This window comes from Polaribacter sp. ALD11, from assembly GCF_002831685.1.
Classification (GTDB): domain Bacteria; phylum Bacteroidota; class Bacteroidia; order Flavobacteriales; family Flavobacteriaceae; genus Polaribacter.
On sequence record NZ_CP025119.1, the window covers coordinates 2,881,147 to 2,894,727 of the forward strand.

The 13,581-nt window shown below is 30.6% G+C and carries 12 protein-coding genes; 7 read left to right on the forward strand and 5 right to left on the reverse strand.

Going from position 1 to position 13,581, the window contains the following annotated elements; all coding sequences use genetic code 11:
- Positions 1–17 precede the first annotated feature (17 nt).
- Positions 18–1,976, reverse strand: a complete 1,959-nt coding sequence (locus CW731_RS12690) for a putative porin (RefSeq protein WP_100947074.1) — start codon at positions 1,974–1,976, stop codon at positions 18–20.
- Positions 1,977–2,131: 155 nt separating this feature from the next.
- Between CW731_RS12690 and CW731_RS12695 the strand changes: the two genes are divergently transcribed.
- Together CW731_RS12695 and CW731_RS12700 are read left to right on the forward strand one after the other, a co-directional pair.
- A complete protein-coding gene (locus CW731_RS12695; RefSeq protein WP_100947075.1) occupies positions 2,132–2,731 on the forward strand; it encodes a ribonuclease HII in 600 nt (199 codons plus the stop codon).
- A 198-nt stretch (positions 2,732–2,929) separates the two neighbouring features.
- Positions 2,930–3,982, forward strand: coding sequence for a nucleoid-associated protein (locus CW731_RS12700; protein WP_100947076.1), 1,053 nt, complete (start codon positions 2,930–2,932; stop codon positions 3,980–3,982).
- 85 nt (positions 3,983–4,067) lie between these two features.
- Here the strand turns inward: CW731_RS12700 and lipB are convergent, their stop codons facing one another.
- Complete coding sequence (gene lipB, locus CW731_RS12705) at positions 4,068–4,772, reverse strand: lipoyl(octanoyl) transferase LipB (RefSeq protein ID WP_100947077.1); 705 nt, start codon at positions 4,770–4,772, stop codon at positions 4,068–4,070.
- Between the two features lie 64 nt (positions 4,773–4,836).
- Here lipB and CW731_RS12710 point away from each other — a divergent pair, with 64 nt between their 5' ends.
- Positions 4,837–8,127, forward strand: a complete 3,291-nt coding sequence (locus tag CW731_RS12710; protein ID WP_100947078.1) for a reprolysin-like metallopeptidase — start codon at positions 4,837–4,839, stop codon at positions 8,125–8,127.
- A 239-nt stretch (positions 8,128–8,366) separates the two neighbouring features.
- Here the strand turns inward: CW731_RS12710 and pruA are convergent, their stop codons facing one another.
- Positions 8,367–9,992: an L-glutamate gamma-semialdehyde dehydrogenase gene (pruA, locus tag CW731_RS12715; protein WP_100947079.1), complete on the reverse strand. Its 1,626-nt coding sequence runs from the start codon at positions 9,990–9,992 to the stop codon at positions 8,367–8,369.
- A gap of 156 nt (positions 9,993–10,148) precedes the next feature.
- On the opposite strand from pruA, the gene CW731_RS12720 reads away from it, so the two are divergent.
- Both CW731_RS12720 and CW731_RS12725 read left to right on the forward strand, forming a co-directional pair.
- Positions 10,149–10,448: an NRDE family protein gene (locus CW731_RS12720; RefSeq protein ID WP_100947080.1), complete on the forward strand. Its 300-nt coding sequence runs from the start codon at positions 10,149–10,151 to the stop codon at positions 10,446–10,448.
- Positions 10,436–10,777 (forward strand): hypothetical protein, encoded by a 342-nt coding sequence (locus CW731_RS12725; protein WP_100947081.1) that lies wholly within the window; start codon positions 10,436–10,438, stop codon positions 10,775–10,777. Before CW731_RS12720 ends, CW731_RS12725 begins: the two co-directional genes overlap by 13 nt.
- Positions 10,778–10,823: 46 nt before the next feature.
- Here the strand turns inward: CW731_RS12725 and CW731_RS12730 are convergent, their stop codons facing one another.
- Together CW731_RS12730 and apaG are read right to left on the reverse strand one after the other, a co-directional pair.
- The gene (locus tag CW731_RS12730; RefSeq protein ID WP_157812230.1) at positions 10,824–11,780 is read right to left on the reverse strand and encodes a DUF3667 domain-containing protein; all 957 of its coding nucleotides are present in this window, start codon (positions 11,778–11,780) and stop codon (positions 10,824–10,826) included.
- Between the two features lie 158 nt (positions 11,781–11,938).
- Positions 11,939–12,325: a Co2+/Mg2+ efflux protein ApaG gene (apaG, locus tag CW731_RS12735; protein WP_100947083.1), complete on the reverse strand. Its 387-nt coding sequence runs from the start codon at positions 12,323–12,325 to the stop codon at positions 11,939–11,941.
- A 416-nt stretch (positions 12,326–12,741) separates the two neighbouring features.
- Between apaG and CW731_RS12740 the strand changes: the two genes are divergently transcribed.
- Together CW731_RS12740 and CW731_RS12745 are read left to right on the forward strand one after the other, a co-directional pair.
- The gene (locus CW731_RS12740; RefSeq protein WP_100947084.1) at positions 12,742–13,074 is read left to right on the forward strand and encodes a hypothetical protein; all 333 of its coding nucleotides are present in this window, start codon (positions 12,742–12,744) and stop codon (positions 13,072–13,074) included.
- 63 nt (positions 13,075–13,137) lie between these two features.
- Entirely contained in the window at positions 13,138–13,470 is a 333-nt protein-coding gene (locus tag CW731_RS12745; RefSeq protein ID WP_100947085.1) for a hypothetical protein, read from the forward strand.
- Positions 13,471–13,581: the final 111 nt, after the last annotated feature.

A 13,581-nucleotide genomic window follows, 5' to 3' on the forward strand; every position in this document is an offset into this window, starting at 1 on the left:
TATCTACCATTTTGTGGCTAAATAAACCAATTCCAAACCAAGCCAAAACGAATGGTTAAATCTCTATAAGGATAATTTGGTGCAGAAAAATAATTTTTATCAGAAAAACTAGAGGTAGCATTGTCTACCTTAAAGTATAGACGTGTTCTTCGCACTTGTGCATTAAAGAAAAGATCAAATGAAGGGAAACCTATTTGCTCATTATTCTGAATTCTAAATTCAGCTAAAAGAGGATCGTAAGCATTTGCATTGTATTTTGTGAAATATTTAAAAGTAACACCAATATTTACCAACATCGGTTTTCCTTTAAACCAATAATCTGTGTAGTAAAGAGTGTTTCTTGTTACAAATTCGGGTACTCTAAAAACAGAGCTTCCGCTAGTTACATTTTGATACATTAATGTATTATCTAACCCAAATTTACCAAGTCTAAATTCTCTATTAGCTTTTATTTTTAAATACGTAATTTGATTTGCAAATTGTTGTGGTTTGCTATCTTCATTAAAATAAGTATAATTGTCTAAATTGGTAAAGTTTAAAGAAGCATTTAACCATTTAGAAGTAAAATCGAAACCTAAATCTCTTGTATTTACATTGCTAAAATCGTTTTGCCAATTGTAACCATCATATTCACTTTGATGTAATAAAGTATTGAAGTTTGGTGATTTAGAACTAATTAATAAGGTTCCTTTTACACTAAAAATACTGTCTTTTTCAAATACTGCTTCCCCTTTTAAATAATTACCAGAAAGTCTTCCATTTCCTGGCGTTATACTAGCATCTGCATTTAATTGAAAGTTTTTAATTTTGGCATTCCAATCTGCACCAAAAGAAATTGCATTTCCTTCTATTCTTAACTTACTAATACTACTATTACTGTTTAAAATAGTATCATAACCATAAGAATAACTAGTTAAATTCGTTTTTGCTTTAAATTTTCCTAAGACATATTTAGAGTTAAATTCTATATTTAACTCATTGTTGGTAATCTTACTAATTGCTTTTCTGTTTTTTGGGTTCGAAGAGCTTGCGTTTCCAAAAAAATCTGGAGTTAAAGCTTTCTGAATAAATTCGTATATTTTGTTTTCATTTGTAAAAACATGACCAATTTTTAGATTGCTAAAATCTTTATTATTAATGGAGTCTTTACTAGATATTAGCTTATAACTATGTTCTAAATACACTCTGTTTCCATCAAATTGACTTTCAGAATTTGCTAAATTAACATCTAAACGTGCTCTTGTTGTAAAGTTCGGGTCGTCTTCGGTGAAATTAACTAAAGATTCAGCAGTTAATCCCCCATTTTCTTGATGTCGGAAATCCTGTGTTGTTAAATGCCCTCTAATTTCATATTGATTTTCTTTAGTTCTATAATGAAAAGAACCTCTAAAATTACCATTACTAACCAATGCTTGTCTGTAAGCGCCTAAAGAACGTAGCCCTTTATAAGAAAGAGAAACATTTAACCGTTTAGAGAAGTTTAAAGAGAATAGAGCATCTAAAACTTGCCCTTGTTGCAAACCTGTTCTGTATAATATCTCTGTAGTTGGTGTTGGTACTTCGTAATATTTTATGTCTTCTATGTCTAAATAACTTGCCTGTTTTGCAGAAAAACCAAAGTCTGGTAATCTATAAATATTGTTAAAACTATACCCTAAATTATTTAATGTTTGTCCTTGGTTATGAAACTCTAAAAACTCAAATAAATCTTTTCTTAAATAATTAAATTTGTACTCTTTTTGTAAGGTAAGGGTGGTATCTATATAGGTTGTGTCTCTTTTGTGAGAAAAAACCTTATAATCTGTATACTTGGTTTTACCAGATAAGGTTACGTTAATTTCTCCTGTAGTATTTGTAGAATCACTTAGAATAGTAGTGTCATTGCCAAAGTTACCACGGTTAAGTGTTCGTTGAGAAAACAAGCTATTTCCTATAAAAAGGACAATTAATAAAGAGAGTATTGTATTACTTTTCATATAGAATTTCTTCGTGAACAAATGTAAAATAATTTAACGAAAGTTATAGTTAATAATTATCTTGAAAAATGTTAATTATAAATTGAGTTTTAAATATTTTTTTTCAAGTTGATAACATGCAGGAAATCTAACAGAAATTTCCTTTTCTTTGCAGTATGTTAGAACTTAATTATAGTGGTTTTTCTTTAGAAGCAGGTACAGATGAAGCGGGTAGAGGTTGTTTGTGTGGGCCAGTTGTAGCTGCAGCAGTAATTCTACCAGAAGGTTTTTCACATTCTTTTTTAAACGATTCTAAACAGCTTTCAGAGAAAAAGAGAGAAGAAGTAAGGCCATTTATAGAAGAAAATGCCTTGGCTTTCGGTGTTTCTTTTGTTTGGCAGCAAGAAGTAGATGAAATAAATGTTTTACAAGCTTCAATAACAGGAATGCATCGTTCTATAGACGCTTTAAAAATTAAACCAGAATTTATTATTGTAGATGGTAATAAATTTAGAGATTATAAAGAAATTCCGCATGAAACCATTGTAAAAGGAGATGCAAAATATCTAAGTATTGCTGCAGCGTCTGTGTTGGCAAAAACATATAGAGATGATTATATGAAGAAGATTCATAAAGAATTTCCGATATATAACTGGGCCAAGAATAAAGGCTATCCAACCAAAGAGCATAGAAATGCAATTAGAGAGTTTGGTGCAACAGTGTTTCACAGAAAAACATTTAGGTTGTTACCAGAACAAATTAAGTTGAAAATATAATTTTTTTTAGAAGCTATTTCCTGCTTTCGCTACTCGCTTTTTTTATCCTGAAAAAGGAATAAAAAAGAGCTCAAACAAACCGCCCTATCAGGGCTAGATAAATTTGCAAACTCTCAGAAAAATAATTTTAGAAACTCATTAATTTATTTCTTAATTATTAAAAAACTTCAACTATTTTTACGCTCTCAATTCTATAAGATGATTAAGAAAACACGCGCAGAAATTACCAAATGTATCCTTCATAAAGTAGCCAATAAGTTTAATAGTGGTCAGAATGTTTTTTCAGATGACTTAATTCGTTTCGATCAAGAGAGTTACGATTTAATGAAGAATTTTCTTTTAAAACCATTTGGTAGTTTAACACAAAGTTACCGTTTTACAAAGCATGAAGATGTTCGTTTAAACGCATTAAATAATTTCGCTTCAGAAATTTTTAAAGAAGAAACTTCCTTTGTAGAATACTCTAAAAGTATTGTAAATCATTTATTTGAACAATCGAACTCTGCACAAATAAAAACAGGAGATGCAATTGTTGTTTTTATAGAAGGAATAGAATATAAAGATGTATTAACAGAAGCAATTGGTATCTTTAAAATTGAAAATAAAGTAGATTTTTTTCAAACCTATTTAGACGACAATGAAAGTTTTGATGTGGTTGTTCAAAAAGGAATTTCAACAAAAAGAATAGACAAAGGTTGTATCATATTAAATACATCAGATGAAGAAGGTACTGTTGTGTTATCTGTAGATAATAATAATTATGATGCACAATATTGGGTTAAGAATTTCTTAGATGTAAAACTTGCAGACGATTATAATTCGCATACACAGAGTTATTTAGAAATGTGTAAGGAGTTTTCTGAAGAAGTAATTAAACCAGAATTAGGAATGCAGCAACAGGGAAATTTTCTTGCAAATACAGTAGACTATTTTAAGGAAAATGAAGCCGTAGATTATGCTACTTTTAAAGACGAGGTTTTTACAGATGAAAAACATAAAGAACAGTTTGACGATTATAAAAAACATTTCGAAAACTTAAATGATGTATTAATCAGAAATAATTTTGATGTTTCTGGCGTTGTCTTAAAGAAAGAAAAAAACAAGCTAAAGACAGAAATTAAACTAGATACAAATATTAATATAAAACTAGATGTAGATGCACCAGAAGCCGCTTCAGAATATTTAGAAAGAGGCTATGATGAAGAGAAGAAAATGAAATTTTATAAAGTTTATTTTAACGAAGAAAAATAGTTTTTAAATAAGATCTTAAAAGGAAGAGCCTACAATATTTTAAAAATATTGTAGGCTCTTCCTTTTATAAAAAAGTATTAAAGAATTATTTTATAAGAAATTCATCTACCTCAAACAAGGTTTTAAAATGCGTTAAAATTTTCAATTTTATTTCCTCTACATCTAATTTTTTTCCTAACTCAGCTTCCATAGAAGCAACTGCCTTTCCTCGAATTCCACAAGGAATAATATTATCGAAATAACCTAAATTGGTATTTACATTTAAAGCAAAGCCATGCATGGTTACCCAACGAGAAGAACGAATTCCTAAAGCACAAATTTTACGAGCAAAAGGGGTGCCAACATCTAGCCAAACACCAGTTTCACCAGCACTTCTTTCTCCTTTTAAACCATATTCTGCAATGGTTAAAATAATAGCTTCCTCTAGTAAACGAAGGTATTTATGAATGTCTGTAAAGAAATTTTCTAAATCTAAAATAGGGTATCCAACAATTTGTCCAGGACCATGATAAGTAATATCTCCACCACGATTTATTTTATAAAAAGTAGCTCCTTTTTCTTCAAGCTGTTTCTCGTTCAGTAATAAATTACTTAAATCGCCACTTTTACCTAAGGTGTACACATGAGGGTGTTCCACAAATAAAAAGTGATTTTCCGTTTCTTGTTCAAGGTTCTTTCTTCGGTTATTAATCTTTACATCTACAATTTCTTGTAGTAATTCAGATTGATAATCCCAAGTTTCCTTGTAGTCTTTAACTTTTAAGTCTTTAAGTAGTATGTTTCTATTCATATTATCGACTACAAAGATAAATATTTCCTTATATTTGGAATCCTTATATGATTAAAATTTTATTATGAAAATAAAGCAATTTCAACTTTCTATATTAGCTGTTCTACTTCTTTTTTCTTTAAAAAGTAATGGTCAAGAATTATGGGAAAAGCTCGATAAAGAAAGTTCTTCTCTTCAGAAAAAAGAAATTAGAAGCTTTAAAAATTTTCCTACCAAGCATTTATTGTACAAGTTAGATCTTAATAATATTGAAAAGGCTATAAACAAGCGTTCTAGGTCTTTTAGTAAAACAATATTACTGCCAAATTCTGATGGTACGTTAGAGGCTTTTGAAATGAGAGAATCTTCAAATTTTGAAAAAGCATTGTCAGATAAGTTTCCATCTATAAAATCTTATACTGCTGTAGGAATTGATACACCCACATCTTTTGCGAAAATTAGCATGGGGTCAGATGGTTTTCATGCAGTAATTTTTTCACAGAAAGAGAAAACAGTTTATATAGATCCTTATTCTAAAGACAACCAAGAGTATATTGTTTATAAAACATCAGATTTAAAAGAAGAGGATGCTATTTTTAAATGTAAAGTTGAAGAGTCAGCAAAAAAACCAGTGTTTACAAGCACTAATGCAAGAGCTTTTAATGATGGGAATCTTAGAACTTTTAGACTTGCCTTAGCCTGTAGTGGAGAATATGCACAGTTTCATTTAAATAATCAAGGAGTTTCTTCTACAGCTAGTGATTCAGATAAAAAAACAGCAATTTTATCTGCGATGAATACTTCTATGACAAGGGTTAATGGTCTCTTTGAGAAAGACTTATCGGTTAAAATGGTGATTGTATCCGATAATGATAAAATAATTTTTTTAGATAAAGATACCGATAATATTACTGATGGCGATACGAATGCAATGATTGATGAAGTGCAGTCTATTGTAGATGCAAAAATAGGAACAGGAAATTATGACATTGGCCATATTTTTAGTATTGGTGGAGATGGTTTAGCAGGTTTAGGTGTTGTTTGTGTTTCAGGACAGAAGGCAAGAGGAGTTACAGGAAGAAGTTCTCCTATTGGAGATCCTTATGATATTGATTTTGTAGCACATGAAATGGGGCATCAATTTGGTGCAACACATACTCAGAATAATAATTGTAATAGATCAAACACAACTTCAATAGAGCCAGGAAGTGGTTCTACAATTATGGGATATGCAGGTATTTGTAGTCCGAATGTTCAGGGTAAAAGTAATGCTTATTTTCATGCTGTAAGTATTTCTCAGATGCAGGTAATTATTGCTTCATCAGGAAGTTGTGCTGTTCTAACAAGTAATGGTAATAGTACCCCTGTTGCAAATGCAGGTTTAGATTATAGCATCCCAAAATCTACTCCTTTTCTTTTAAAAGGAACTGCTACAGATGCAGACGGAGTTTCTTCTTTAACTTATAATTGGGAGCAAACAGATAATGAAGTTGCAACAATGCCACCTGTAGCAACAAGTACAGGCGGACCAATGTTTAGATCTTTGTCTTCAAATATTTCTTCTAATAGATACATGCCAGAGCTTACAACAGTAATTTCTGGAAACAACTCTTCTGCATGGGAAGTACTGCCAAGTGTTGCTCGAGAGTTGAACTTTTCTTTATTGGTTAGAGATAATAACACAACTGGTGGTGCTACATCTAGAGATAATATGGTGGTAACTGTAGAAGATGCAGTTGCTTTTACAGTTACTTCGCAGAGTAACACGACAACTTGGGATGCAGGAAGTTCGCAAACCATTACTTGGAACAAAGGAACGACAGATATAGCACCTATAAATTGCCAAAATGTAACGATTAAGTTGTCTGAAGACGGAGGATTGACTTTTCCAATAATACTAATCTCGAATACAGAAAATGACGGAACAGAAACGATAACTGTGCCAAATAATGTAACTACTCAAGCGAGAATAATGGTAGTAGCTGCAGATAATATTTTTTACAATGTAAATACAGTGAATTTTGAAATTCAATCTACAACACCTTCTTTTTTACTAAAAAACACGAGTGGAGACTTGTCTGCTTGTAATTCTGAAAATCAAAGTGCAAGTTTTATTTTAAATTTAGATTTTATCAACGATTTTACAGAAGCGGTTTCTTTTGTGGCAACTGGGCAACCAGCTGGTTCTTTAGTAGATTTTAGTCCAACAACTATTAATAACGATGGTAATGTTGTGCTAACAATTTCTAATTTAGACGGAATAATAGCGCAAGATTATAATATAAATGTTCAAGGAAATAGTACAAGTGTAAATCAGAATATTGATTTGAAATTAGTAATAACAGCATCAAACTTAGGGATTGTAACCTTAACAGCTCCTTCAAATGGAGCAACAAATATTTCTTTAACAGAGGTGTTAACTTGGCAAGAAGATACGAATGCAAGTTCTTACATTGTAGAAATAGCCAATGACAACGCTTTTACTAATATTGTTTCTACTGGCTCCCCAGCTACAAATACATATAAAGTTACTAATTTAGATGTAAATACACTCTATTATTGGAGGGTTAAAGCAAAAAACAATTGTAACGAAGGTTCTCTTTCTAACTCCTTTAATTTTACAACGGAAACTCCAAAATACTGTACTTCTACTTTTACAGACGAAGCTGGCGGTTCAGAACACATTACAAATGTTACTTTTAACTCTATAAATAACACCTCTGACAATGACGTTAGTGATGGCTATCAGGATTTTACAACTATAAATACAAATGTTTTAAGAGATCAAACACGAGAGATTAGCGTAACTTTTGATACTGGCGGATATCAAGATCATTGCTATGTTTTTATAGATTGGAATCAAGATTATATTTTTGATAAAAACACAGAAAGATATGATTTGGGGACGAAAATAGAAGATATCGATACTGCAACTTTTAATATAAAAGTGCCTTCGGATGCAAAATTTGGAAAAACGAGAATGCGAGTTTTAATAGAGTATGAAGATCCTACAGATGGTTTTGGCGATGGGGCCTGTGATGCAGACCATTTAACAGAATGGGGAGAGACAGAAGATTATTCAGTAACAATAGTTGACAATACAGCATCTATTAAAGAGCTTGATTTTAAAGGATTTAATTTATTTCCGAATCCTACAAAAGGAGCATTTACTTTAAACTTAAAACTTGTAAATACAGACAAAGTATCTGTGCAATTATATGATGTTCGGGGAAAATTAATTACTGAGAAAAACTATTATAATTCGGCTGCAAATTTCTCTGAGAAAATATTTTTTGAGGCAGTTTCTTCAGGTTTGTACTTAATAAAAGTAACAAATGGTAACAAGCAAACTACTCGGAAATTAATAATCAAATAAAAATAAAATATACAATTTAGAAAAAGACCACATTTGTAACAGAATGTGGTTTATTTTTGACTAATTCCCAAAAAATAAAATGTATAAATAACTTCCCGGAATTCATGTAAATACGCTAGTAATAATAATAGCATCCATATAGAGAAAACCATTTTAACTTATGTTTTTTTTACTAAAATATGGCAAATAAAAAAGCCTCGTCTATATATAGATGAGGCTTTTAAATTTTTTGTTTTTGTTTATCCTAAGAAAGGATATTTATAATCTGTAGGTGTAACAAAAGTCTCTTTTATCAATCTAACAGAAGTCCAACGTAGCAAGTTTTGTGCAGAACCAGCTTTGTCATTTGTACCAGAAGCTCTAGCTCCTCCAAATGGTTGCTGTCCAACAACTGCTCCAGAAGGTTTGTCGTTAATATAAAAGTTTCCTGCAGCATTTTCTAATGCTTTAGAAGCCTTTTCGACAATGTATCTATCTTTAGAAAAGATAGCTCCTGTTAATCCATATTCTGTAGTTTCATCAACTAATTTTAAACATGCTTCCCAATCTGCATCTTCATATACGTAAACCGTCATTACTGGTCCGAATAACTCAGTAGTCATCGTTGCATATTTAGGCGAAGTACTTACAATAACAGTAGGCTCTATAAAGTATCCTACAGATTTATCATGATTTCCACCAATAATAATTTCTGCATCTGAATCTTTTTTAGCAGCATCGATATAGCTTGCTATCTTATCAAAAGAACCTTCGTGAATCACTGCATTTACAAAGTTTGAAGTATCTTCTGGAGACCCCATTTTTAACTCACTTGCTTGTGCAATTAAATGTTTCTTAACTTCTGGCCAAAGTGAAGCAGGAATGTAAGAACGTGAAGCAGCAGAACATTTCTGACCTTGGTATTCAAAAGCACCTCTTGTCATTGCTGTAGCAACTTGTAAAGGGTTTGATGAGTTATGAACCCAGATAAAATCTTTTCCACCAGTTTCTCCAACAATTCTTGGGTATGTTTTATATGTGTGAATGTTGTTTCCTATTTGTTTCCACAATTCTTTAAAAACATGTGTAGAACCTGTAAAGTGTAATCCAGAGAAATCTGGAGACGCTAAAACAGTATCAGAAATCATTACAGGATCTCCGTAAACTACATTTATAACACCATCTGGCAAACCAGCTTCTTTAAATAGGTCTACAATTACTTGTGCAGAATATGCTTGATGATCTGAAGGTTTCCAAACAACAACATTACCCATTAAAGCTGCTGCTGCAGGTAAATTTGCTGCAATAGAAGTAAAGTTAAAAGGAGAAATTGCATATACAAAACCTTCTAAAGGTCTGTACTCAACCCTGTTCCAAACGCCTGCTGAAGATGTCGGCTGATCTTTGAAGATATCCGTCATGTATTCTACGTTAAATTTAAAGAAATCGATCATTTCGCAAGCAGCATCAATTTCTGCTTGGTATACGTTTTTAGATTGTGCAATCATTGTTGCAGCATTCATTCTTGCTCTGTAAGGTCCTGCTAATAATTCAGCAGCCTTTAAGAAAATAGAAGCACGTTCCATCCAACTTACGCTAGACCAAGCCTCTCTTGCAGCTAAGGCTGTAGAAATTGCAGTGTCTACATGCGATTTATCTGCTGTATGATATTGCCCAACAACATGCTTATGATCATGAGGAGGTGTAATATTTTTAGTATTTCCTGTTCTAACTTCTTCACCATTAATATGCATTGGCACATCAATGTTGCTGTTGAACATTTCTTTATAAGTAGCTAATAATTCTTCTCTTTCAGGAGAACCTGGAGCATACCCTTTTACTGGTTCGTTAACTGCTTTTGGAACATTAAAAAATCCTCTTGCCATTTTGTGTGTTTTTTTAAATTTAATCGACTAATTTTGAGCTTCAAAGTTACAATTTTTGTTTCAATAAATTTAGCCGATTTTTATGTCTTTTATTATGATAAACATAATAATCATGTTTTAATATAAAAAATATCGGAATTAATTAAAAAGGATATTATGTGCACGGTAACGTACCTTCTTTTAGGTAATAATAACTTTATTTTAACTTCTAATAGAGATGAAACTCCTTTAAGAAAAACAATTCCGCCAAAAGAGTATTTAGAAAATGGTGTTGAGTTAACCTACCCGAAAGATGAAATAGCAAGAGGTATTTGGATTGGCTTAAGTGATAAAAAACGATTGGTCTGTCTGTTAAATGGCGGTTTTGTAGCTCACAAAAGAAAACTTCCTTATAAAATGAGTAGAGGTATTGTTGTAAAAAAAATCTTTCAGAAGAGGATGCAGTGTCTTTTATAAATGCTTTTAATTTTGAAGCAATTGAGCCTTTTACATTCGTTTTAATTGATTGGTTTACAAATCTAAAAACCTATGAGTTGGTTTGGGATGGTGTAATAAAGTATTTTAAAGAGTTGCCTCAAGAACCTAAAATTTGGTCTTCTTCTACTTTATATACAGAAGAAATGAAAGGACTAAGAGAAGCGTGGTTTTCAAATTGGCTTTCAGTACACAAGGAGTTTTCTCAGGAAGAAATATTAGAATTTCATCAAAATGAAAACTTAGGAACTAAAGGAATTGCACCAAAAATGAAAAGAGAATTTGTGGAAACTGTAGTGTTACTTCAGTAAAAAAAGAAAGTAAAACGGTTACAATGTTATATAGAGATTTTTTAGATTAATAGAGTGCAAAAGAAATGATAGCCACTAATAAGATACCTAAAATTCCCATTATTAAATAAACAAAGTTTAGCATTAGAAATTTTATAAATGTTTTAAAGATTCCTTGTTGATAGAATTTTTTCATTGCTAAAAACAAATAGACTAAAAAGAGTATTAGAAAAATCCAAAGGTCTTCTGTATTAACAAAAAGTTCGACTATTGTAAATATAGTTAACAACATAAAAAATACCGTTTGGGTATGAAAAACAAAGATTAAATGATCTACGTACGTATATTTTCTTCTGATATAAAATAGTTTTAAAAATAGTGTGAATAATGGTAGAAAAATAAATAATGAAACAGAACCATAGGATAAAGCTTCACTTAAAAACTTATCTGCGCTATTTGTATCATTAAAAACCTGACTCATTGTTTTAGATCTTTCATATAAAAATCTATTTTTTAGGTTTTTAGGGTAGTTTAAAGAATCTAAAGCATCGTTTGTAGCTGCTTTTGGGTGTTCTTTTTGGTGTTTTAAAAAGAGACCTAATCTTGTACCCTCAAAAGAAAGTTTATTTTCAGTAATTTCTTTCCTTTTTGTAGAATCTTTCGCTTCTTCTTCAATAGTGTCTAAAATTTCTTTTTTCTTTTTATCCGATAAACCAAAGTAAAAAGATTTATCGAACTCTTTTTCAACTAGCTTTTTTATAGAGTCTGGCTTAATTTCACTGTTATCAAGCGCGTCTTTATAGCTTAGTTCTTTTTGAATGTTTTCTTTTGTAAGATTTTGGTATTTATTATAGTTTTTAGAGAAGCCTAAAACTAAGAAAAATAGAATTGAAGCGGTTATATAAAAACGAAAAGGATTCGAATATCTACTTCTTTTGCCTTCTCTATAATCTTTGGTAACTTTTCCTGGGTTTATTAAAAGCGGAATTAAAGTACGCCAAAATTTTGTGTCAAAACTGAACAATCCATTAAAAACCTCATGAATAAAATTACCAAAAGTAATTTTATTTCCTTTGTTTTCTTGTCCACAATCTGGGCAAAACTTTTCGTGTCCGCTAAACGGATGTCCACAATTTAAACATTCTGGATCTTTAATTTTAGCGAGTTTCTTTTTAGATTTACTTAATTTAATAAGACAGGTGTGGTTAGTTGAAAAGTTGGTATGTACACTTTAAATTGTTCGTAGGTTTCTAAATTTATCATTGTATAAAAACCTTTCATTGCGCCTAAATTAGATTCTAAAAAACAACCAGAACTATAGGTGTAATTATCACTAGGTAATAAGGTTGGTGTTTGCCCAACAACGCCTTCTCCGCTTACAATTTCTGTTCCGTTTAAAGAGTCGTAAATAGTCCAGAATCTATCTGTTAGTTTTACCGTTTCTAAACTTTCATTTTCTATAGAGATGGTGTATGAAAAAACATAGTACAATTTGTTATTTCTATAACTTGTACCATTATAGTTTGTTTCTACAGAGATTTTTATGCCTTTTGTAATTTGTTGAATCATACTTACGTAAATGTAGTTTTTTTGATGATAAACCACAAATGATTTTTCACCTCATTTATATTTAAAATTATCTTTAGTATAAGAGGACGTTTTTCCTTATTCAAAATATAAAAAATTATTGCTTGTTAGATAATACTTACGTGGCATTAGTTATTATTTCTCTTGGAGTGTCTTTTTTAAGATTTATTAAAGTCTTTTGTTGCAGAACACATTCCGTTTTATTGGGTAAAGTTTACTCAATCAGACTATGAATTACACATCTTTTACACGATTTATACTTCTTTAAATAAATGCAAATACATCTTAAATGCTTGATAATAAGAAGTTTAGTGTAGTTTTTGAAGAAGTATTTCTTTGCGGCATATTTATTTCTATATACCTAATCGTAAATAATTATTAATATTAAAACTTAAATTATGAGAAAATTAATTTTAACAGTAGTAGTAGCAGCATTAACAAGCGGAGCATCAATTTCAGCTGCAAACATCAGTAATAATAATAGTAATTCTGACGAAATCATTACCGTAGTAGTGAATGATAGTTTTAAAGAAATTGCTGTAAAGGAATTACCAAAAGCAGTTTCTGAAGCAATTTTAAAAGATTTTAAAACCGCTACCGTTGCTAAAGCCTATGTAAATGGTAGTGCGCAATACAAAATAGAGCTTACTGTTGATGCAACAAAAACTGTTGTTTATGCAGATAAAGAAGGGAAATGGTTAAAAGAAGAAGATATTATTACAGAAAAATAATTTTTAGTTGTAAGAATTTTCAAACACCTAATTGTAATTAATTATTAATATAAAACTTAAATTATGAGAAAATTAATTTTAACAGTAGCAGTAGCAGCATTAACAAGTGGAGCATCAATTTCAGCTGCAAACATTAGTAATAATAATAGTAATTCTGACGAAATCATTACCGTAGTAATGAATGATAATTTTAAAGAAATTACTGTAAAGGAATTGCCAAAAGCAGTTTCTGAAGCAATTCTAAAGGATTATGCAAAAGCAACTATTGCTAAAGTTTATGTAAATGGTAGTGAGCAATATAAAATAGAACTTACTGTAGACAAGACTAAAAGTATTGTCTATGCAGATAAAGAGGGGAAATGGTTAAAAGAAGAGGAAGTGAATACAGAAAAGTAATTCTTAGCTATAAGAATTTTTAAACTCAATTTTCAAAAAGAAAGGCATTTTTTAATTAAAATGTCTTTTTTTTTATAACAATCAATTTATCTTAATATTTTTGTAAGAAAT